This window comes from Streptomyces lothianensis (assembly GCF_047779955.1).
Lineage (GTDB): Bacteria > Actinomycetota > Actinomycetes > Streptomycetales > Streptomycetaceae > Streptomyces.
The window spans coordinates 22,085-43,913 of the sequence record NZ_JBLMKT010000028.1; the positions used below are offsets into that span (position 1 = coordinate 22,085).

The 21,829-nt window shown below is 74.1% G+C and carries 13 protein-coding genes; all 13 read right to left on the minus strand.

What is annotated here, in order from left to right:
* Window positions 1-94 precede the first annotated feature (94 nt).
* Window positions 95-1,192 carry a 3-deoxy-7-phosphoheptulonate synthase gene (locus ACLF6P_RS08165; protein ID WP_415949179.1) on the minus strand — a complete coding sequence of 366 codons (1,098 nt, stop codon included), beginning with the start codon at window positions 1,190-1,192 and terminating at the stop codon, window positions 95-97.
* Window positions 1,189-2,589, minus strand: coding sequence for an MDR family MFS transporter (locus ACLF6P_RS08170; RefSeq protein WP_415949180.1), 1,401 nt, complete (start codon window positions 2,587-2,589; stop codon window positions 1,189-1,191). Before ACLF6P_RS08170 ends, ACLF6P_RS08165 begins: the two co-directional genes overlap by 4 nt.
* Complete coding sequence (locus ACLF6P_RS08175) at window positions 2,586-12,584, minus strand: amino acid adenylation domain-containing protein (RefSeq protein WP_415949181.1); 9,999 nt, start codon at window positions 12,582-12,584, stop codon at window positions 2,586-2,588. Before ACLF6P_RS08175 ends, ACLF6P_RS08170 begins: the two co-directional genes overlap by 4 nt.
* Window position 12,585: 1 nt before the next feature.
* Window positions 12,586-13,371 (minus strand): ABC transporter ATP-binding protein, encoded by a 786-nt coding sequence (locus ACLF6P_RS08180; RefSeq protein WP_415949182.1) that lies wholly within the window; start codon window positions 13,369-13,371, stop codon window positions 12,586-12,588.
* On the minus strand, window positions 13,368-14,369 hold the full coding sequence (locus ACLF6P_RS08185; RefSeq protein WP_415949342.1) for a FecCD family ABC transporter permease: 1,002 nt from the start codon (window positions 14,367-14,369) through the stop codon (window positions 13,368-13,370). The genes ACLF6P_RS08180 and ACLF6P_RS08185 overlap by 4 nt, the downstream gene beginning before the upstream one ends.
* Window positions 14,360-15,379, minus strand: a complete 1,020-nt coding sequence (locus tag ACLF6P_RS08190; protein WP_415949183.1) for a FecCD family ABC transporter permease — start codon at window positions 15,377-15,379, stop codon at window positions 14,360-14,362. The genes ACLF6P_RS08185 and ACLF6P_RS08190 overlap by 10 nt, the downstream gene beginning before the upstream one ends.
* Window positions 15,376-16,383: an ABC transporter substrate-binding protein gene (locus ACLF6P_RS08195; protein ID WP_415949184.1), complete on the minus strand. Its 1,008-nt coding sequence runs from the start codon at window positions 16,381-16,383 to the stop codon at window positions 15,376-15,378. The genes ACLF6P_RS08190 and ACLF6P_RS08195 overlap by 4 nt, the downstream gene beginning before the upstream one ends.
* Window positions 16,384-16,451: 68 nt before the next feature.
* Window positions 16,452-17,300 carry a siderophore-interacting protein gene (locus ACLF6P_RS08200; protein ID WP_415949185.1) on the minus strand — a complete coding sequence of 283 codons (849 nt, stop codon included), beginning with the start codon at window positions 17,298-17,300 and terminating at the stop codon, window positions 16,452-16,454.
* Entirely contained in the window at window positions 17,297-17,536 is a 240-nt protein-coding gene (locus ACLF6P_RS08205) for a phosphopantetheine-binding protein (protein WP_415949186.1), read from the minus strand. The genes ACLF6P_RS08200 and ACLF6P_RS08205 overlap by 4 nt, the downstream gene beginning before the upstream one ends.
* A complete protein-coding gene (locus ACLF6P_RS08210) occupies window positions 17,533-18,201 on the minus strand; it encodes an isochorismatase family protein (RefSeq protein ID WP_415949187.1) in 669 nt (222 codons plus the stop codon). The genes ACLF6P_RS08205 and ACLF6P_RS08210 overlap by 4 nt, the downstream gene beginning before the upstream one ends.
* A 2-nt stretch (window positions 18,202-18,203) precedes the next feature.
* The gene (locus tag ACLF6P_RS08215; protein WP_415949188.1) at window positions 18,204-19,814 is read right to left on the minus strand and encodes a (2,3-dihydroxybenzoyl)adenylate synthase; all 1,611 of its coding nucleotides are present in this window, start codon (window positions 19,812-19,814) and stop codon (window positions 18,204-18,206) included.
* On the minus strand, window positions 19,811-21,007 hold the full coding sequence (locus ACLF6P_RS08220; RefSeq protein WP_415949189.1) for an isochorismate synthase: 1,197 nt from the start codon (window positions 21,005-21,007) through the stop codon (window positions 19,811-19,813). The genes ACLF6P_RS08215 and ACLF6P_RS08220 overlap by 4 nt, the downstream gene beginning before the upstream one ends.
* Window positions 21,008-21,022: 15 nt before the next feature.
* Entirely contained in the window at window positions 21,023-21,805 is a 783-nt protein-coding gene (locus tag ACLF6P_RS08225; protein ID WP_415949190.1) for a 2,3-dihydro-2,3-dihydroxybenzoate dehydrogenase, read from the minus strand.
* Between the last annotated feature and the right edge of the window lie 24 nt (window positions 21,806-21,829).

Genomic DNA, 21,829 nt, shown 5'->3' on the forward strand with positions numbered 1-21,829 from the left:
CTCTTGCGCACGACGTGTACGAGGGTCTCCATTGTGGGGAGGGAGGAGGGTTACGCGAGTTCTTTGCTGCACCTCACCGCCCCGGCTCGTCGGATCACCTGCCCGGGCGGCTCCTGCGGCGGGAGGCCACGGCCAGGCTCTCCAGCAGCGGCAGGGTGCGGGACCAGCCGAGGCAGGAGTCGGTGACGCTGAGGTCGGGACGCAGCGCCGGTGCGCCGGGGTCCTGACGTCCGTCCGACAGGTACGACTCGATCATGATGCCGGCCAGGGCGGGGTCGCCGTCGGCGATCTGTCCGGCCAGGTCGGCGACCACGACGGGCTGCCGGTTGTGGTCCTTGCCGCTGTTGCCGTGAGAGGCGTCGACGACGATGCGCTCCGGAAGGCCGGACGCGGCGAGGGCAGAGCGGGCCCGCGCGATGCTCGCCCGGTCGTAGTTCGGGTTGGGGCCGCCGCGCAGGACCAGGTGGGCATCGGGGTTCCCGGTGCTCCGCAGGGTGGTGAGGCGGCCGTCGGATGAGAGGCCGGGAAGGGTGTGCGGATGGGCGGCGGCCCGAACGGCGGCGATCGCGGTGTCCGTGCTGCCGGAGACACAGTTCTTCATGCCGACCGGCATGGGGAGCCACGAGGCCAGCTGGCGGTGTGGCTGGCTGGCAACGGTGCGCGCACCGATGGCGGCCCACGACACCGTGTCGGCGACGTACGTGGCGAGGGCGGGGTCCACGAACTCGTACGCCAAGGGCAGTCCCGAGGCGGCCGCCTGGGTCAGGAAGGACCTGCCGAGGTGCAGCCCCCGGGCCAGGTCGCCCGTGCCGTCGAGGGAGGGGGCTGTGAGCAGGCCGGTCCAGCCGGTGACGGTGCGGGGCTTCTCCAGATAGGCGCGCAGGACGACGACCAGGTCGTCGGCGAGGCGCTCGGCGGCATCGGCGAGGAGCGCCGCGTACTCCGATCCCGCGGCGGTGTCGTGGACCGAGCAGGGTCCGACGACGACGAGCAGGCGGGGGTCCCGCCGGGCGAGGACGGCGGCGACCGTGTCGCGGTGCCGGGCGACGGCGTCGGCGGCCACCGGGGTCAGAGGGTGGGCCGAGGCCAGTTCGGCGGGTGTCGGCAGCGGATCGGCCGTGGCGAGGTCCGCCGGCGTGGGCAGGGGCCGCACCGCGGCGAGGTCGGACGGCGCGGACAGGGGACGGGTCATGGCTTCCTCACGTGGGTACGGGGCAGCCTTGTTGCCCCGGCAGCGGCGAGCAGGCAGAGACCGAGCACCCACCAGAAGGTGTCGGCGAACGCCCGGGAGATGTCCGGGCCTCGGGCGGCCAGGTGGTCCTGCAGGACCACGGCGAGCGCCGCGGTGCCGACCGAGCCGCCTACGGTGTTGAGCAGGTTGAGCGCTCCCGACGCGCGTGGGAGGTGTTCGGGTTCGATCCGGCTGTAGACGATGTTCATGACGGGCGCGCCGATCATCGCCATCCCGACGCCGCGGACCACCAGCGCCGAGACGATGGCGACGTCCGGGACCCCGTGGCCGAGGAAGGTGAACGGGACCGTGCCGGCGAGGATCAACGCGATACCGGCGACCACCAGGGTCCGTGGCACGACCTTGTCGATGGTGCGATTGACCAGGACCGATCCGGCCGCCGCGCCCAGCCCTTGGGGGGCGAGCAGCAGTCCGGCCTCCCAGGCCGACAGCCCGCGGCCGGTCTGGAAGTACAGCGGCAGCAGGAACATCGTGCCGAACACGGATGCCCCCAGGACCAGCAGCGCCAGGGCGGCTGCGCCGAACGGCGGCCGGGCGAACAGCCGCGGGTCGACCAGCGGGGTGCGGCGGGTCCTCAGCCCGTGCACGGTGAAGGCGGCCAGCATCGCCAGGCCCGCCGTCACGCCGACCGCAGCAGGCAGGGTCCGGCCGTGGACGACCTCGGTCAGGCCGAGCACCAGCACGGCCAGACCGGGCGAGAGCAGCAGGGCCCCGCGCAGGTCGAACGGCGTGCGCCGGTCCGACGGCGGCACGACGGGCACGTGGCGGCGGGCGAGCAGCACGGCGGCCGCCCCGATGGGCAGGTTGACCAGGAACAGCCACGGCCAGGGCGCCACCGCGAGGAGGGAACCGCCCGCCGGCGGGCCGAGCACCGGCGACAGCAGCGGGACGACCGCGACGATGCTGAGCACCCGCCCCGTGCGGCCGGGACCGGCGACGCGGGCCAGGAGAGCCTGCCCGGTGGCGGGCAGCAGCCCGCCACCAAGGCCCTGGAGGACCCGGAACACGATCAGGCTGGTCGCCGACCAGGCCAGCGCGCACAGCGCCGAGCCGAGCACGAACACCCCCACCGCGACGAGCCAGGTCCGTCGGCCGCCGAACCGGTCGGCGAGCCAGCCGGACGCGGGCACGACGGTGACGACGGCCAGCAGGTAGGCGGTACTGACCCACTGGATCTCGGTGACCCCGGCGTCGAATTCCTCGGTCAGGGTGTCCAGTCCGACGCTGACGATCGTGGCGTCGATGGTGGCCATGAAGGTGCCGAGGACCAGGATGAACGCGATCCGCAGCAGTCGCCGGTCGACCCGCTCGGCCTGCGGTGCGGCCTCCGCGCTCATCGGCGCTCCAGCAGGCCGCGCACGTCGTCGTCGAGCCGACGGCCCAGGGTGCGGAGCAGGTCGAGGAGTTCCTCGGCGAGCCCGTCGACGTCCACCCCGGCCCGGTGGGCGAGCACGCCGGTCCAGCCGTCGCCGTCCGGCATGACGGTGAGGGTCACCGGGTGGTGCGTGGCCTCGCGGAACCGGGTTGCGACGACGGTCAGTCCGGGGGCGGGTTCGCGCAACCGGTCCGGATCGACCGGGTAGTTCTCGAACACCACGAGGCTGTCGAACAGCCTGCGGCGGCCGGTGAGCCGTTCCAGGTCGGTCAGGGCGACGTGGTGGTGCTCGACCAGGGCCCTCTGCCGGGCCTGCAGGTCGTGGAGCGTGTCCGCCAGGGTGCCCGCGAGCCGTGCGCGTACCGGCACGGTGTTGGCGAGCAGGCCGATGATCTCCTCGACGCCCTCCAGCTCCGGCGGCCGGCACGCGACCATCGCGCCGAAGCAGACGTCCGTGCGGCCGGACCGCCGCGCGAGCAGCACCGACCAGGCGCCCTGCACCAGCGTGTTGCGGGTCAGGCCGCGCCGCGCGGCGAGCTCGGACAGCTCGGCCACCAGGGTCGCGTCGAATCCGATGACCGCGGGTTCCTGCCAGGCGGGGCCGGGGTCGCCGACAGCCAGGTAGTCCCCTTCCGGCAGACCGTCCAGCTCGGCCGCCCAGGGGGCGAGCGCAGGCTCGTGGTCGGTGCGCCAGCGCAGGTAGTCGGCGAACGGCACGGGGGCGGGCAGGCCGGACGTCCCGCCGCGCAGGCGCGCGGTGTAGAGGGCGAACAGCTCGGTGAGGATGCGCGGCGCCGACCAGCCGTCGGAGAGCACGTGGTGGCTGGTCAGGACCAGGTCCGCCAGCTCGGGGCCGCGCCGGATCACGGTCAGGCGGAACAGCGGCCCCCCTGCGAGGTCGAACGGCTCGGCCAGGTCCGCCTCCAGCGCCTCGTCCGCGGGCCCGTCGCACACGCGGAACTCCGGCCGGGCCGCCTCCGGGATCACCGAGAGGTCGGCGGGGAACACGGCGCCCAGGTTCGGGTGGCGGGCGAGCAGGTCGGCGCCGGCGGCGCGCAGGGCGCCGGCGTCGAGCGGCCCGGCGAGGGTGAACACCGACTGCGTGGTGTATGGATCGGGGCGCTGGGTCCGGGAGTGCCGCAGCATCACCTCCTGCAACGGGGTGAGCGGTTGCACCTCGGCGACCGGGCGTTCGCCCGCGAGCGCCCGGATCTCCTGCGCGGCGGCTGCGCGCAGCAGCTCGGCCCGCAGGTGACCGGCCAGGTCCTCGATCTCGGCAGCGGTGAACAGGGCGGACGGCCAGGTGATGCGGACCCCGAGCGCGCCGTCCCGTACGAGGGCGTTGACCATCAGGCTGTGCGACAGGGGCAGCGCGTCGGAGCCGCCCGAGCCGAGCGGGTCGGCATCCGGCGGAGCCTGCCACGGCGTCTCCTCGGTGGGGGCGCCGGGGTACTGGCCGAGATAGTTCCAGGCGATCTCCGGCCGTACGGGGTCCAGCAGACCCGCCGTGGTGAGGATGCCGTGGCCGAGGCCGTCGCCCTGGGCGCGCAGCCGAACCGCCACCGCCTTCACGTCGTCGTCGGCTTCGAGGCGCACGGAGTGGACGGCGGTGAACCAGCCGACGGTCTGGGACAGGTCAACCTGGGGCGGGCGCCCGTGACTTTCCAGAGCGACCAGGAGTTCCCGCGTCCCCCTCCACGCTCGCATCGCCTGTGCAAGGGCCACGAGGAGCACGGCGTCCGGGGTGGTGCGGTGGACGGCGGGCAGGGTCGTGACCAGGGCGCGGGAGGTGTCCGCGTCGAGCCGTATCTCGTGGTGTGCCGCGGTAGCCACGGTGTCCCGGGCGGGGTCGAGGGGCCGGGTGAGCGCCGGTGCGGCGGTCATCCGCCGCCAGTGGGGCAGTTCGGCCGTCCGGTCGGCCTCGCGCAGGGAGCGGGCCCAGCCGAGGAACGACTGGCCGTGCCGGGCGAGTGTGCCACCGGAGTGGGCGTGCTGGACGTCGTCCAGCAGGACGCGCCAGGACACACCGTCGACGACGAGGTGGTGGGCGAGCAGGACGAGCCTGCCCGGCCGGGCGGGTCCGGCGTCCAGCCACAGCGCCCGCAGCAGCGGGCCGGTGCGCGGATCCATCGTGTCGCGGGCCTGGGCGGTCCAGGCGTCGACCTGGGCCCGCGGCTCGTCGTCCGCCGGTACGCGGGTCAGCACCTCGGCCGCCGTCACGGCGCCGACCGTCGGGACGCGGAGCACGGTGTCGCCGTCGGCGAGGTGGGCGCGCAGCACATCGTGCCGGGTCAGGACCGCGTCGAGCACGGCCCGCCAGGACGCCTCGTCGCCGCCCGGCGGCACGCAGAGTTCCACCCACTGGCAGAAGCCGTCCGCGGCACTCCCCGCACGGTGCAGCAGGTCCCGCATGATCGGCGTCAGCGGTGCGTCGCCGACCGCGGGGGCGTCGCCGTCGCCGAGGGCGCGGGCCCGCGCCGCGATCCCGGCGACCGTTTCCCCGCCGAACACGTCCCGCGCGGTGAGGCCCAGCCCCCGGCGACGGGCCCGGGACACCACCTGCAGCGCCACGATGCTGTCGCCGCCGATGGCGAAGAAGTCGTCGTCGGGTCCGATGGCGTCGGTGCCGAGGACGTCCCGGAACACTCCGAGCAGTACCGCCTCGGTTTCGGTGGCGGGTTCGCGGTGCGCCGTGGCCGCGGTCCCGGGGGTCGGCAGCGCGGCGGTGTCGAGCTTGCCGCCGGGGGTCAGCGGCAGGCGGTCGAGGGTGAGGAGGGCGGCGGGGACCATGTGGTCGGGCAGCTCCGCGGCCAGGTGGGCGCGCAGCTGCGCGGTGTCCGGGTCGGCGCCGTCGGTCGGGATGACGTAGCCGACGAGCCTGCCGTCGCGCACGATCACGACGCCGGCCCGCACGTCGGGGTGGCGCGTCAGGGCGGACTCGATCTCGCCCAGCTCGACCCGGAAGCCGCGGATCTTGACCTGGTGGTCGACGCGGCCGAGGAAGACGAGCTGCCCGTCCGCCCGCCACCGCACGCGGTCGCCGGTGCGGTACATCCGCTCGCCCGGAGGGCCGTACGGGTCGGCGACGAACGCCGCGGCGGTGAGGGCTGGGCGGCCGAGGTAGCCGCGGGCCAGACTCGGTCCGGCGAGGTACAGCTCGCCCGTCACTCCGACACCGACCGGCTGGAGCCCGCCGTCGAGCACATAGGCACGGACGTTGGGGTCGGGGCGGCCGATGGGCAGCGGACCGGTGTCGTCGGCCTCGTCGGGGTCGTAGCGCCAGGTCACGGAGTTGATGGTGACCTCGGTCGGCCCGTAGGCGTTGAAGAGGGCCCTGCGGCCGGTGCCCCAGCGCCGCGCCAGCTCGGGATCGAGGCGCTCGGCTCCGACGACGAAGAACACGTCGGAACGGACCGTGCGGTCGTCGGGCATGGCGGCCAGGAAGGACGGGAGCAGGTTCACACCGGTCACACGGTGCTCCGCGATGTAGTCGAGCAGTTCGTCGCCGGGTACGCGCACCTCCTCGGGTGCGACCACGGACGTGCCGCCGGACAGCAGCGGCACCATGGTCTGCCAGAACGCCACGTCGAAGCTGGTCGACGCGAAGTGCAGGTACCGGTCGTGCTCCGTGACGCCGACGACCTCCTCCTGGAGCGCGACGAGATCGGGCACGCCGCGATGGGTGACCCCGACGCCCTTGGGCCGGCCGGTGGTGCCCGAGGTGTAGATGACGTACGCCAGGGCGTCGTCGGTGAGCCCGGCGCGTGCCCCGGCCGGGTCGGTGTCCGGTACGGAGGCGAGCGTGGCCGGTTCGTCCAGCCGCAGTACGGGGACGTCGCGGTCGACGGGCAGGTCGGCTCCGGTCGCCAGGACAGCGGCCGGCGCGATGTCGTCGAGCATGTAGGCGAGCCGGTCGCGCGGGTAGGCGGCGTCCATCGGCACGTACACCGCACCGGCCTTGGCCACACCGAACAGCGCCACGGTCATCTCGATGTCGCGCCCCAGCAGCACCGCCACCGGGTCCTGGGGCCGCACCCCGCGCTCGATCAGCGCGTGGGCGAGCCGGTTGGCCTGCCGGTCAAGTTCGGCGTAGCTGAGGCTGCGGTCACGGCAGACGAGGGCTTCCGCGTCGGGCTTGCGACGCACCCAGCCGGCGAACTCGTCCAGCCAGTGGCCGCGGACCCTGGCGGGCACGATGCCGGTGCCGACGCGGAGCATCCGCTGCCGCTCGTCGGGATCGAGAGCGGGCAGCCGGATGGCGGGCCGCGCCGGGTCGTCCACGATCTCCCGCAGCAGGTTGTGCAGCCAGCGGCCGTAGTCGCGGACGGTCGCCTCGGCGAAGGCGCGCGGCTGGTAGCCGAGGCCGATGGTGATCTCGTCGTCGGGGATCACGATCACGGTCAGCGCGTAGTGGGTGGCGTCGGTGATGTCCACCCCGGCGAGGTCGAGTCCGCGGGCGAGCGGAGTGCGCTTCCGGCTGGAGAGCGGGAAGTTCTCCATCACGAGCATGGTGTCGAAGAGTTCCCCGACACCCACCGCCCGCTGGATTCCGGACAGTCCGACGTGGTGGTGCTCCGCGAGGGCGACGCTCTGCGCGTGCACGTCGGCCAGGAGATCCCGCGCGGTCTGGTCCTGGGTGTGCCGGACGCGGACCGGGATGGTGGTGCCGAGCTGCCCGATCATCGACTCGACGCCGTCGACCTCGGAGGGCCGCCCGGACACCGGGCAGCCGAACACGACGTCGCGGCTCCCGGTGAGCCTGCCGAGGAGCAGGCCCCAGGCTGTCTGGAGCACGGTGGTCAGGGTGACGCCCTGCTCGCGGGCGAAGGCGCGCAGCCGGTCGCTGAACTCCCGGCCCAGCTCGACGCTCACACGGCCGGGCCGCTCGATGCCGGTCCCGGTGGTCGCCGGTGCGAGCCGCGTCGCGTCGTCGACTCCGGCCAGCGCCTCCCGCCACGCCTCCAGGGACGCGCGGTGGTCCCGGCCGGCCAGCCAACGGAAGTACTCCGACAGCGGCGGGGCGGCGGGGACGGCGGGGCCGCCGCCGAGTTCGGCGTAGAGGGCGAGCAGGGTGCGCCCGACCAGCGGCATCGACCAGCCGTCGAGCAGGGCGTGGTGGTTGGTGATGACCAGCTTGTGCTCGTCGGGGCCGACCCGGGACAGCAGGAAGCGGATCAGAGGTGGCCTGGCCGGGTCGAAGGGGCGCTCCAGTTCGGCGCGGGCGGCCTCGGGGAAGCGGTCGTCGCACCGCCAGTCCAGGACGGTGTCGGCGGGGACCACCTGCACCACGTCATCGCCGGCCTGGGCGAGGTACACGCGCAGCGCGGCGTGACGGCGCAGCAGTTCGCGGGCGGCCTCCCGCATCCGGTCCGGGTCGAGTTCGCCGACCAGGGTCGTCACGGCCTGGACGACGTAGACGTCGGTGTCCTGGTCGCCGCGGACCAGCGTGTGGAAGGAGAGTCCGACCTGGAGCGGGGTGGCGGGCAAGACGTCGGCGACACGGCCGGCGGCGGCGCCTTCGAGGGCGTCGACGGCGGCCTGGTCGAGATCGACGAGCGGCAGGTCCGACGGGGTGAGGCCGCCTGCGGTGTCGCGGGCGTGGGCGGCGAGCGCGTCCAGCGCGGCGGCCCAGGCCGTCTGCAGGGCCGCCACCGCTTCGACGCCGAGCGCCTCCGTCGCGGCCGTCCACTCGACAGCGAGCCGGGGTGCGCCCTCCTCGTGGACGAAGCAGTTCAGGGCCAGCACCTGTTCCAGGGCCTTGGCGCCGGGTTCGGTCACCGAGAAGGGGTCCCGCTCCGGCAGCTGCCATCCGGTGCCGGGCAGCGCGGCGAACCGGCCGAGGTAGTTCAGGAGCACGTCCGGCGGCGGAGTGGCGGACAGTTCGGGGCCGGCCACCGGGTCGAGCGACCGCAGGACGCCGTAGCCGATGCCGCCGTCGGGGACGCCCCGCTTGGCCTCCTTGGCCGCGCGCAGCACCTGCCGCACGTCTCCGGCCGTGGGGACGCGGACCGGGTACTCGCTGGTGAACCAGCCGACCGTACGGGACAGGTCGAGGTGCTCGCGACCGTGGCCCTCCAGTGTGACGGTCACCGCCTCGCCGGACAGACCCCACTCGCGCAGCGCCAGCACGAGCGCGGCCAGCAGCACCTCGTCGACGCCGGCCCGGTAGGCCGCGGGCAGGGTGGTCAGCAGCGCCTCGGTGACCTCGGGTCCGGCCAGAGTGACGGTGCGGTGGGCGGTGGACACGGTGTCCACCCGTTGGTCGAGCGGGCGCGCGCCCAGTCGCGACACCGTGGCGAGTGCGGCCCGCCAGTGGTCGAGTTCGCCGCGGCGCGCCCCGGTCCTGCCCTGCTCGGCCAGGAGTGCCGCGTGCCGCCGCCACGACGCCCCGACGGGGTCGAGGGCGCCGCCCGCGCAGGCCGTACGGAGGTCGGGGAGGAGCACCCGCCAGGACACGCCGTCCATGGCGAGGTGGTGGACGACGACGACCAGGCGGTCCGCCGTGCCGTCGGCGGTGCGGAGCAGCGCGGACCGCACCAGGTCGCCCGCGCGGGGGTCGAGCTCTCCGGCGAGGCGCTCGGCGAGGGCGGTCGCGTCGGTGCCGCGGACCTCGTGGACGACGGCCTTCACGTCTCCGCGGGGGAGGATCTCCAGTTCGTCGCCGCCGACCCGCAGCCGCAGCGCGTCGTGGTGGTCGAGGACCGTCTGCACGCCCGTGACGAGGTCGTCGACGGCGAGCGCGTCGACCCGCAGGGCCGTCCACTGCGCGTAGCCGGCGACGGTGTCGACGTCGGGGTGCGGGTCGAGCAGGGTGCGTACGATCGGCGGCGCGGGCACCGGGCCCGTCGGGTCGTCGACCGTGGCTGCCGCGTCGTCGACCGGCGTGGCGGAGGCGGCCAGGGCGGCGAGACTGCGGCGGGCCATCAGGTCCCGCGGGCGCAGCGCCAGGCCCCTGGCGCGCAGCCTGCTGCTGACGGCGATGGCGGTGATGCTGTCGCCGCCGAGGGCGAAGTAGTCGTCGTCCACGCTGACGTGCTCGACGTCGAGCACGTCGGCGAGGACCTCGCACAGCACGCGCTCCCGCTCGGTGCGGGGCTCCCGGCCGCCGTCGGACACCGCGGGCGCGGGCAGGGCTGCGCGGTCGAGCTTGCCGTTGGGCGTCAGCGGCAGCTCGTCGAGCACCACCACCGCCGCGGGCACCAGGTGATCGGGCAGCCGCTCGGCCAGGTGGGCGCGCACCGCTTCGGGGGTGGCGGCGGCGGACACGACGTAGCCGACCAGCCGGGACGACCGGACGGTGGCGGCGGCCGCGGTGACCCCGGGGACCGCGCCGAGGGCGGCCTCCACCTCGCCGGTCTCCACGCGGTGGCCGCGGATCTTGACCTGTCCGTCGCCGCGGCCCAGGTACTCCAGGCCGCGGCCGGGCAGCCAGCGCGCCAGGTCGCCCGTGCGGTACATCCGGTCGCCCGGTGCGCCGTACGGGTCGGCGACGAACCGTTCGGCGGTCGCGCCGGGGCGGCCGAGGTAGCCGCGGGCCAGGTGCGGTCCGGCCAGGTACAGCTCGCCCGCGGTACGGTGCGGCACCGGCTGCAGGGCGCTGTCGAGCACGTAGGCCCGGGTGCCGGCAAGCGGCTGGCCGATCGTCGGCTCGTCGCCGTCGACGCGCGCGGTGCTGCTGGTGACGGACGCCTCCGTAGGCCCGTACATGTTGCGGGCGGCGATCCCCGACCCGGCGATCCGGCGCCACAGCGCGGGCGGTGTCGCCTCTCCGCCGAGGACGAGCAGGGTGGGCCGGAGGTCGAGCAGTCCGCCGTCGATCAGGGGCGCGGCCATCGACGGGGTGGTGTCGACGACGTCGATGCCGTCGCGGGCGTAGGCGGCGAGCAGGGCGTCGGCGTCGCGGGTCGTCTCGGCGTCGTAGAGGTGCAGTTCGTGGCCGCAGAGCAGCCAGACGAGGTGCTCGAACGCGGAGTCGAAGGCGAACGAGTACGTGTGTGCGGCGCGCAGTCGCCTGCCCGCGGCCCGCTCGGCCTCCGCGACGACGGTCGACCGCTGGTGGTGCACCAGTGCGGCGAGTCCGCCGATTCGGCCGAGGACGCCCTTGGGGCGTCCGGTCGAGCCGGAGGTGTGGATGACGTAGGCGAGGTGGTCGGGGTGGCGGGGTTCGGCCAGTTCACCTGCCGCCAGCGGCGTGCCGGGCAGTTCGGCGGCCTCGCGGAGGAACGAGTTCCATGCCAGGCCGGCGATCGATCCGTCGGTGAGGACGAGCGCGGGGCGGGTGTCGTCGACGAGGGCGCGCAGCCGCTCCGGCGGGTACGCGGCGTCGAGCGGCAGCAAGGCGGCTCCGGCGTCCATGACAGCGAGGAGGGCGGCCACCAGGTCGGCGGAGCGCGGCAGGGCCAGCGCCACGACGTCGCCGGGCCCGATCCCGCGGGCCCGCAGGGCGCGGGCGAGCCGGTGCACGCGGTCTGCGAGTTCCCCGGCGGACAGCCGGTCCGCGCCGCATACCAGGGCGGTGCGCCCGGGATCGGCGGCGACCATGGCGTCGAACGCGGTGGGGACGTCCACGGGCCTGCCGGGCAGGGCGCGCGGCGACCAGCGGGCCAGGATGCGGTCCACGTCGCCGGTGAGCGGGATCCGGCCCACGGGGCGGCCGTCGACCAGGCCGGACAGCAGGGCGCGCAGGCCGGACAGTCTGCCGTCGACGGCAGACTGGTCGCTGCCACGGGCGTCGACCTCGAAGCCGAGCAGCAGCCCGCCGTCGCGGGTCGGCAGGACGCTCAGCCCCATATCCTCCGGCGGGCCGCCGGCGACGTTGCGCATCACCCCGGTGGCCCCGGCGAAGTCGATGGTCAGGTCGAAAGCCTTGAGGTTGATGCCGCGTCCGTGCAGCAGCGCGCCCGCACCGGGCGCGCCGAGGTCGCGCGGCAGGTCCTCGCCCCGGTACCGCTGGTGGTCACGCATCTCCCGCATGGCGGAGGCGACCCGTCGGCTCAACTCCCCCAGCCCATCGCCGGGGTGGACGGTGACCCGCAGCGGCAGCACGTTGACGGCCATGGCGGGTGTGCGCAGTTCGGCGGAGCCGGTCCGGCACATCAGCGGCAAGGCGAACACCACGTCGGTGCGGCCCAGCGCGCGGTGCAGGTAGGCGGCGTAGCAGGCGATCAGCGCCTCACCCCAGCTGACGCCCTCCCGATCGGCGAACGCGCGGAGCCGGGCCGTCTCGTCGGGGGTGACGACGGCACGGGCGGTCAGGGTGCGCTCGGGCGGGCCGGCGGCGGTGTCGGGGTCGCCGAGGGGGCCGAGGTCGGGCAGCGGGGTGAACCGCTCGACCCAGTACGCGCGGTCCTCGGCGAACCGGCCGCCGTCCCGGTAGGCGCGGTCGGCGGCGACAAGGTCGGCGAAGCGGCCGAAGGCCGATCGCGGCGTCTCGGTGCCGCGGACGAGGGCGGTGTGGCGGGCGGCGGTGCGGCGGGCGAGCATCGCGGCGCTGTAGCCGTCGAAGACGAGGTGGTGGCCGAGCTGGGTGTACCAGACCTCGCGCTCGGAGAGCCTGATGACGGTGCGCGTGTACAGCGGCCGGTCCACCATCCCCCGGCATTCCTCGGCCGCCAGGGCCCGTTCGGCGTCGACGAGCGCGTGGGCCGCTGCCGCCGGGTCGGCCTCGCCGCTGACGTCGGCCACGCGGGGCGGTGGGACCGGTTCGTCGCTGATCGTCTGGCGCGGGCCGTCCGGGGTGTCGTGGAAGCGCAGCCGCAGGCTCTCGGCCTCCTCGGTGGTGGCGCGGACCGCCTCGACGAGGGCGTCGACGTCGACGGGTTCCGCGCCGGATATCTCCACCACGTCTCCGACGAGGTAGTAGGGCGAGTCGGGTTCGAGGCGCTGGGCGTTCCAGATGCCCAGTTGGGCGCTGGTCAGGGGGAGCCGGCCGTCCGAGGGCACGCGTGCGGTGGTCAACTTACTCTCCTTGCAGTGTGGGGACGACCATCGGCATGGCGGTCACCGGGTCGGGGACGATGACGCTCGGCAGGTCGAACACTTCCTTGATCAGCGCGGCGTCCACGATGTCCGCGGGGGCGCCCTCGGCGACCACCCGGCCGTCCTTCATGGCGACCAGGTGGTCGGCGAACCGGCACGCCTGGTTGATGTCGTGGAGGACGGCGATCACCGTGCGTCCCTCGTCGCGCAGCGCGGCAAGCAGGCCGAGCAACTGGTACTGGTGCGTGATGTCGAGGAAGGAGGTCGGCTCGTCGAGCAGCAGGTAGGGCGTCCGCTGGGCGAGCACCATGGCCATCCAGACCCGTTGCCGCTGGCCGCCGGACAGTTCCTGCACGGGCCGGTCGGCCAGGTCGGCGACGCCGGCGCCGGCCATCGCGTCGGCGACGGCCTCCTCGTCGCCCTCCGACCACAGCGCCAGGATCGACTGGTGGGGGAACCTGCCCCGGCGCACGAGTTGCCTGACCTTGATGTCGTCGGGGGCTTGCGGGTCCTGCGGCAGGAAGCCGAGCTGCCTGGCCAGCGCCTTGGCCGGGTACCCTCCGACGTCCCGGCCGTCGAAGTGCATCTGTCCCTCGGTGGGGCGCAGCAGCCGGACGAAGGCCCGCAACAGGGTCGACTTCCCGCAGGCGTTGGGGCCCACGACGGCGGTGAACGCACCGTCGGGGACGTCGAGGCTCAACCGGGTGGACACCACCCGGTCGCCGTAGCGCAGAGTGATATCCCGCGCGGTCAGGCGTGCGGTCACGCTCGCCTCACTTCCTTGGTCAGCAGCCAGATCAGGTAGCAGCCGCCGATCGCGGTGCTCACCACGCCGACGGGCAGCGCGACGGGCGCCAGCAGCATCTGGGCGAGCAGGTCGGCGCCTTGGAGGAGCACCGCACCGGTCAGCGCGGCCGGGAGCAGGGGCACACCGGCCGAGCCGGTGAGCCTGCGCCCGATCTGCGGGGCGGCGAGGGCGATGAAGGCGATCGGTCCGGCCACCGCGGTCACCGTGGCGGTGCAGCCGACTCCGACCAGCACCATCAGCAGCCGCAGCCGGTCGATCCGCACCCCGGTGGTGACCGCGACCGCGTCGCCGAGCGACGCCTGGTGCATGGCGTGGGCGCGGGCAGCCATCAGGGTCATCAGCGCGGCGATGACCGTGAACGGGATCCACAGATCCGGCCAGCCGACGCCGTTGAGGGAGCCCGCGCTCCAGCCGACCGCGGCGATCGCCACCTCCAGCTCGGCGCGCAGCACGATCCACGAGTTGATCGCGGTCACCATCGCGTTGACCGCGATGCCGATCACCACCAGCCGTAGGCCCGAGAAGCCCCGGTCGAAGGAGAGGAGGTAGATCACGGCGGCCGTGACCAGCCCGCCGAGCACCGAGCCGGCGGCGAGCTGCGCCGACGTGCCCGACAGCACGGTGATGGCGATCAAGGCGCCGGTGTAGGCGCCCGCGTCGAGGCCGATCACGTCGGGGCTGCCCATCGGGTTGCGGGTGAGGTTCTGGAAGATCGCTCCGGCGACGCCGAGCGCGGCCCCGAAGACCAGTCCCGCCGTCACCCGCGGCAGTCGCCACTCCGCGATCACCACGGAGTGCTCCGCGCCGGTGAGCACTGCGAACACCCGTGCCGGCGATGACCAGGACGCGCCGTAGCACAGCCCGAGCAGGCCCAGGCCGAGCCCGGCGGCGACCAGCGCCGCGGCGAGCGTCACCGTGCGGCGTTCGGCACGCAGTCCGAGCGCGTTCACAGAGATCCCTCCCCGTATCGGCGAACGGCCCAGATCAGCATGGGGCCGCCGAGGAACGCGGTGACGATCGCCACCGGCACCTCGCCGGTGGGCAGCAGCACCCGCGATCCGATGTCGGCGAGCAGCAGCAGGATCGGCCCCAGGACCATCGCGTGGAGCAGCAGCCACAGCACGGAGCCGGCTGCCGCTCGGCGGACCAGGTGCGGCACGATCAGCCCGATGAAGAGGATCGGCCCGGCGACCGCGGTCGCCGCCCCCGTGAGCACGGTGATGAGCACCAGCGCTGCAGCCCGTACCCGGGTGACGCCGGCGCCCAGCGTGTGCGCCACACTCTCGCCCAGCGTCAGCGCGTCGAGGGACCGGCTCAGCAGCAGCGCCCCGAGCAGGCACGCTCCGATGGCGGCCAGCGGCAGCCCCAATGGAGCCTGTTCGCGGGCAGCCAGCGAGCCGACGGACCAGAAGCGGTAGACGTCGAAGACATCGGGGAGCATGAGCCGCAGGCCCAGGGCGACACCACCGAGCACCGCGGTGAGCGCCACACCGGCCAGCACCAGGCGCAGCGGCGAATGGCGTCCGATCGCGGCGACCAGCAAGGCCGCGAGCACCGAGCCGGTGATCGCGAAGCCGAGCTGGCCGGCCTGCCCGGCGGCCAGCCCGAGCGCCGAGCCGACGGTGATGGCGAACCCGGCGCCCGCGGTGACCCCGAGGATGCCGGGCTCGGCCAGCGGGTTGCGGGCCAGCGTCTGGATCAGTGCGCCCGCCACCGCCAGTGCCGCGCCCACCGCGACGGCCAGCACTGCGCGGGGCGCTCGGACGTTCCGGACGATGACGTGGTCGTCGGTGCCCTGGAAGTCGACCAGGGCCCGTACCACCTCGCCGGGCGGGACCGGGCGAGCGCCGACGCCGACGCTGAGCACGGCGACGACTGCCAGCAGCAGGAGTCCGCCGGCCAGCAGGACGGGCTGCGGCACGGCCCGCGTGGTCGTGGCCCGAGACGCGTGGCCTGCGAGCGTCACTGCTTCAGCAGGGGCGCGAACGCCGCGTCGATCGCTTCCAGGGTCTGGACGGCCTGCCCGTAGGTGGCGGCCTCGGTGTAGCGGATCGGGAAGGTCTTCCCGGCCTTGACGGCGGGCAGGTTCTTCCACAGTTCGGATTCCATGACGTACTTCACCGACTCGGGCACGCTGCCGTCGCCCTTGACGGAGTAGGTGATGACGTCTGCGTCGCGGAGCGAGGTGGGCAGCTCCTCCAGGGAGGGGTACTCGCTGACGCCCTTGGAGCCGGGCCCGGGCTCCTTGACCTTGCCGTAGTACGTGGCGCCGATGTCCTCGGCGATGTTGGTGCCCCACGAGCCGCTGAACTCGCGCTGGAAGGTGCCCTTGGCGGACTCGCCGTACGAGCCGACGTGACCGAACTTGAGCGGGGCCAGCGCGTCCTTGTACTTCTCGGCCAGCTCGGCGGCCTTGGACTCGTACGCCGCCTGCACGGTGTCGAACTGCTCCAGGGCACCGGCGGCGTCGGACTGCTTGCGGGACAGGTCGCGCCACGCGGACGGCACGGTGGGGCCGATGGCGACGACGGGGGCGATCCCCTCCAGCCGCTTGACGTCGATGTCGCCGAGGACGGGGGCGGGCACGCCGATGACGATGAGGTCCGGCTCGGCCTCGGCGATGGCCTCGTAGTTGGTCTCCGTTGCCTGCTCACCCGCCACCTTGGGCAGCTCCTTGTAGGTGGCGAGGTCCTCCTTGCTCATCATCGGCTCCCCGCGCTTCCAGGAGGAGATCCCGACCAGGGGGGCGTCGGCTTCGATCAGGGCGGGCACGGCGTACCCGGTGGCGACGACGCGCTGCGGGTCGGCCGGAATGGTGATCTTCCCGTTGTCGGCGGCGAACACCCGGGTCTTGTTCTTCTCCTCGGCCTTGCCGGCCGGCTCGGCCTCGTTCTTCGACGAGCCGCATCCGGTCAGGGCCAAGGCGATGGCCAGGGCACCGACCAGAACGGAGGATCTGTTTGCGGACATGCGAAACCCCTTAACTCAGGTAAAACTGACTTGAATTGATATTCGACAGACGTGGAGGCACCGGCTGGTCAGTGATCGTCGTCGTAGTCGGTGACGCCGCGTTTCCAGTAGCCGGCGATGTCGTGGTCGGCCTTCTCCAGGCGTAGGTCGTCACGGACCCAGCGGCGCAACGGCTTGAGCTGCCCCGCCTCGCCCGCGGCCCAGACGAACACCCGCTCGCCCTCGGGCACGGACACCGTGGTCACGGCCCGCGCGAGCGCGTCGCCGGTGCCCGCGGGGCGGCCGCCGCGGTGCAGCCAGTGCACCTCGAAGCCCTCGGGTGCGGCCAGCTCGATCTCCTGCCCCGCGTCGGCGACTTCGACGAACGCCCAGCCCCGGGCGGTCCTCGGCAGTTCCTCCAGCCGACGGGCGATCGCGGGCAGGGCCGTGAGGTCGCCCGCCAGCACGTAGTGGTCATAGGCGTGCGGGACGATCAGCCCGCCGGGCGGCCCCGCGACGTGCACGACGGCGCCCGGCTCGACCGCGCACGCCCAGTCCGACGCGAGACCGCCGTCGTGCAGGGCGAAGTCGATGTCGATCTCGCCCGCCACCGGGTCGTGGCGACGCACGGTGTACTCCCGCGAGATGGGCGCCGGCCGCGGCCAGGTCAGCATCAGGCCGTTCGGCTCGGGCAGCGGCAGCGAGCCGTCCGGCGCCGGGAAGAGCAACTTCACGTGCTCGTCCGGCGCATGGGCCTCGAAGCCCTCGACGCTCTCGCCACCCAACGTCACCCGTAGGAGGCCGGCGCCGACCATGGCGGTACGGACGACCTCCGTCCGCCGCAGGCGGATCGGATAGCCCACCTTCTCGGCGTGGCGGCCCGCCCGGACCTCCGCGATGCGCTCCAGATGCCGGTGCCGGTTGTCGGTCCTGATCACGTCCCGTCCCCCGTCAGGAGCGCCGTCCAGTGGCCGAGTTCAGCGCACTCCGCAAGGTCGGGGAACTCCAGCGACGCCGCTCCGGCGGACCGCCAGCGCTCCACGAGGATCATCATGCGCATCGAGTCCAGCCCGCGGTCGAGGAGGTTCTCCTCGGGCGTGAGCTCGGCGGGTTCGCAGCCCAGCAGTTCCGCCACGTCGGCCCGGACTCGCTCGGGTGTGAGGGTCTGGCTCATCGGGCGACTCCCGCGGTGGCCGGCGCGGACAGCGCGGCGAGCGCGTCGGCCGTGGTGGTCACGACGCCGCAGCGCCGGGCGACGTACGCGCACGCCTGGTCATGGCGTTCGCGGGAGAAGTCGGCGACCGCGTCGGCCACCAGAAAGGGTTGGATGTCGCGCATGAACGCCTCGACGGCGGTGGCCTGGCAGCCGATGTGCGCGTAGACGCCGGTGATGAGCAGCTGGTCGCGGCCCAGCGCCGCCAGCCGTTCGGCGAACGTGCTGCGCTGGAACGCGCTGTAGCGCCACTTGACCAGGACGGTGTCGCCCTCGGCCGGTGCGAGCGCCGGGACGATGTCGGCGGCCTGCGGGTCGGCGTCGATGACCGCGCCGATGCCGTCACCCCAGAAGTCGGCGAGCAGCCCGCGGTCCGCGGGGTCCTGCCGACCGGGCTGGGCGGTGTAGAACACCGGGATCCCCTGCGCGCGGGCGTGCGCGGCGAGCCGCGCGATGTTCGCCGTCGCCTCGGGCACCGGCGCCCCGGCGTACGGCGTGAGGAAGTAGCGCTGCATGTCGTGGACGAGCAGGGCCGCGCGGCCCGGCTCGGGCAGCCACCCCACCCGCCCCGCGGGCAGGTCGGCAGCCGCGGGAAGCGGATAGGGCCGTATCTCGGGCAGGGACATCCTCATGACTCCTTCCGAGCGAGCGCGGCCAGGGCCGCCCTCAGCTCGCGCTTGCTGGTCTTGCCGACACCGGTCACCGGGAACTCCTCGACGACCTGGACGAGGTCCGGCACCTTGAAGGCGGCCACCCCGCGCTCGCGCACGAACGCGCGCAGCTGAGGCCCGGTGGGCGTCGCACCCGCGGCGGGCACGACGTAGGCGCAGGTCCGCTCGCCGAGATAGGTGTCGGGCACGGCCACCACGGCGGCGTCGAGCACCCCCGGGTGAGCCATCAGATGGTTTTCGACCTCCTCGGCCGCCACCTTCTCCCCGCCCCGGTTGATCTGCTCCTTGGCCCGGCCGACGACCTCCAGGTGCCCCGTGGGCGTGCGGCGCACCAGGTCGCCGGTCCGGTAGAACCCGTCCTCGGTGAACGCGGTGGCGTTGTGCTCCGCCGCCCGGTAGTAGCCGCGGATCGTGTACGGCCCTCGGGTCAGCAGTGCGCCCGTCCCGCCCGGCGCCACGTCGGCACCGGTGTCCGGGTCGACGACGCGGATCTCGTCGTCCGGGGAGATCGGCCGACCCTGCGTGGAAAGCACGGCCTCGTCCGGGTCGTCCAGACGGGTGTAGCACACCAGGCCCTCCGCCATGCCGAACACCTGCTGCAGCCGGCAGCCCAGCGCCGGGCCGATCCGCTCGGCCAGCTCGCGCCCGCACTTGGCCCCGCCGACCAGCAGCACCTCCAGGGACGACAGGTCGCGGTCGGTGCGCGCGGCCGCCTGCACCCACGCGGCGGCAAGCGGCGGCACCACCCCAGTGATCGTGACCCGCTCCGCCTCGATCAGCCGGAACACGGTGTCCGCGTCGGGCCGTGGCGCCATGACGGTGGCCGCGCCCGCGTGCAGCGCGCCGAGCACCCCCGGCGAACTGAGCGGGAAGTTGTGGGACACCGGCAGCGCGGCCAGGTGGACGCTGTCCGGGCGCAGACCGCAGATCCGGACACTCTCGCGGACGCTGTACAGGTAGTCGTCGTGTGTGCGCGGGATCAGCTTCGACAGCCCGGTACTCCCCCCGGACAGCTGCAGGAAGGCCACGCCTCCGGAGTCGGGGTCGGGCAGTTCTCGCGGCGCCGACGCGGCAAGGTCGGCGAACTCGCGCGAGCCGACGACCATGACCTGTCGTACGGAGTCGACGTCGGACGCGACGGCGCGGGCCATCGCCGCGTGGTCGTGCCGTTCGTGCTCGCCGACGGTGACGATGGCGGCGGCCTCGCTGTGCGCGGCGAAGTGCCGCAGTTCGCTGTGCCGGTGCGCGGGCAGCGCGAACACCGGCAGCACGCCTGCGCGCCACATGCCGAACACGACCGGCAGGAACTCCGGGATGTTGGGCAGTTGCAGCACCACCCGGTCACCGGGCGCGAGTCCCGACCCGAGCAGGCCCGCCGCCATCCGGTGGGCCCGCTCGTCCAGTTCGGCGAAGCTCCACCGGGTCTCCCCGCCCACGACGGCGGTGCGGCCGCCGTACGCGGCGGCCAACGAGGTCAGCAGTGCCCCGAAAGTCTGCCCGCGCCAGTGGCCGGCGGCCCGGTAACGCGCGGCCGTCCGCGCCGGCCAGGGCACGTGGTCCGCGGTCATACGGCACCCTCCAGTCCGAGGGCGCGCAGCAGCGTGCTGAACTTGGCTTCGGTCTCCGCGAGTTCGGCCAGGGGGTCGGAACCCTCGACGATCCCGGCACCGGCGGACAGCCGCACCGTCCGATCGCTCACCTCGGCGCTGCGGATCGTCACCGCCCACTCTCCGTCACCGTCGAGGCCGGTCCAGCCGACCATGCCCGCGAAGTAGCCGCGGTCCTCCTGCTCCAGGTCCGCGATGGTCTCCTGCGCCGCGACCGCGGGCACACCGCCCACCGCGGGGGTCGGGTGCAGCGCCTCGGCCAGCCCCAGCGCCGAACAGGCGGGGTCGGCCGGGTCCGCGAGCCGTGCGGTGATCCGGGTGGACAGGTGCCACATCGTCGGCGTGCCGATGACCTCCGGCCGCTCCGGCACCTCCAGGTCGACACAGAACCGGCCGAGCACTTCGGCGACCTGCGCGGCGGTGTGGGCGTGCTCGCCGAGGTCCTTGGCCGAGTCGCGCAGCCGGGCGATCCGCTTGCGGTCCAGGGCTTCGTCGCCCGACCGGGAGGCCGAGCCCGCCAGCGGGTTGGCCACCACGGTCGCCCCGCGCCGGGACACCAGCAGTTCGGGACTGGCCCCGACCAGAGTGCGCGTGGCGAGGTCGCCGGGCGCGGTGACGTCGACGGCGAAGGCGTACGCGGCGGGGTCCGCCCGCACCAGCCGGGCCAGCAGGGCGGGCACCCACACCGGGGCGTCCGCGGTCAGTTCGAGGGAGCGGGCCAGCACGACCTTGCTCAGCTCGCCGCGGCCGATCAGCTCCAGCGCGCGGCGGACGCTGTCGGCGTACCGCGCGGGCTCGGGGCGCGGCGTGACCGTCCACGAGGTTCCGGACTCCGCGCCGGGTGCCCGTACACCTGCGGGGGCGTCGGCGCGCCGCACCAGGGAGGGCACCACCAGGCCGCTCTCCGCTGACCGGCGGAACCCCACGGCGCCGGCCACGACGGGGTCGGGCACCCCTGCCTCGGCGGCCGCTCGGAGCGCCTCGGCGGCGGCCCCGGCGTGCGACGCGCCGTCGGCACGGATCCTGGCGTGGATCCCATCGGCGAGCAGGGTCCCCCGGGGCGAGGAGAAGTAGAACGAGCCGGGCAGGTAGGCGGCCAGCAGGTCGGACGCCCGGTGCACCGGGCTCGGGCGCACCAGCGCGGGTATGGACACGTCGGCATTCCTCTCTCAGGCGCGCAGGGTCGCGCCGCCGTCGACGAACAGGTTCTGCATGGTGATGTGCCGCGCCCGGTCGGAGACCAGGAACAGCACGGCGTCGGCGATGTCCGCCGGGTCGGCAATGCGGCCGAGTGGTATACCCGTCCGGAACTGCTGCGGAGTGCCCGCGATCACCCGCGCGAGGTCGTCCTCGCCGGTCCACAGCTGGCGCTGCATCGGGGTGTCGGTCGAGCCGGGCGAGACCACGTTGCACCGGATGCCGTGGCGGGCGAGCTCCAAGCCGAGGCAGCGGGTGAGCATGACGCTCGCGGCCTTGGAGGCGGCGTACGCGCCCATGCCGGTGCGCGGTATGCCCGCCGCGTTGGAGGCGACAGTGACCAGGGCCCCCCTGCCACGGGGCACCATCCGGCGGGCCAGTTCACGCAGGATGAGGAAGACGCCCGTGGTGTTGACGGCGAGGGTGTCCGCCCAGTCCTTCTCGGTGGTCTCGCACAGCGGCCCGGGCCGCAGGATGCCGGCCACCGACACACCGGTGTCGATCGGACCGATGTCCTTCTCGGCCGCGGCGACCACAGCGGCGACCGCGGCGGGGTCCGACACGTCGGCGGTGAAGGGGACGACCCGTCCGTCCGAGCGCTGCGCGAGTTCGGCCAGGCCGTCCGCGTCGACGTCGACGGCGGCGACGACGGCGCCCTCGCGGACCAGCCCGTCGACCACGGCGGCACCGATTCCCCGGGCCGCCCCGGTGACCAGCGCGACCGGGCATACGTTCTCCCCGCTTCCGGCAAACACGCGCAGACCCCCACTCACTGAAGT

Excerpts from the sequence above, each read along its gene's own strand:
- ACLF6P_RS08210 (WP_415949187.1), bottom strand. The coding sequence starts at position 18,201 with ATGTCCCTGCCCGAGATACGGCCCTATCCGCTTCCCGCGGCTGCCGAC.
- ACLF6P_RS08195 (WP_415949184.1), bottom strand. The coding sequence starts at position 16,383 with ATGTCCGCAAACAGATCCTCCGTTCTGGTCGGTGCCCTGGCCATCGCC.
- ACLF6P_RS08205 (WP_415949186.1), bottom strand. The coding sequence starts at position 17,536 with ATGAGCCAGACCCTCACACCCGAGCGAGTCCGGGCCGACGTGGCGGAA.
- ACLF6P_RS08165 (WP_415949179.1), bottom strand. The coding sequence starts at position 1,192 with ATGACCCGTCCCCTGTCCGCGCCGTCCGACCTCGCCGCGGTGCGGCCC.
- ACLF6P_RS08215 (WP_415949188.1), bottom strand. The coding sequence starts at position 19,814 with ATGACCGCGGACCACGTGCCCTGGCCGGCGCGGACGGCCGCGCGTTAC.
- ACLF6P_RS08170 (WP_415949180.1), bottom strand. The coding sequence starts at position 2,589 with ATGAGCGCGGAGGCCGCACCGCAGGCCGAGCGGGTCGACCGGCGACTG.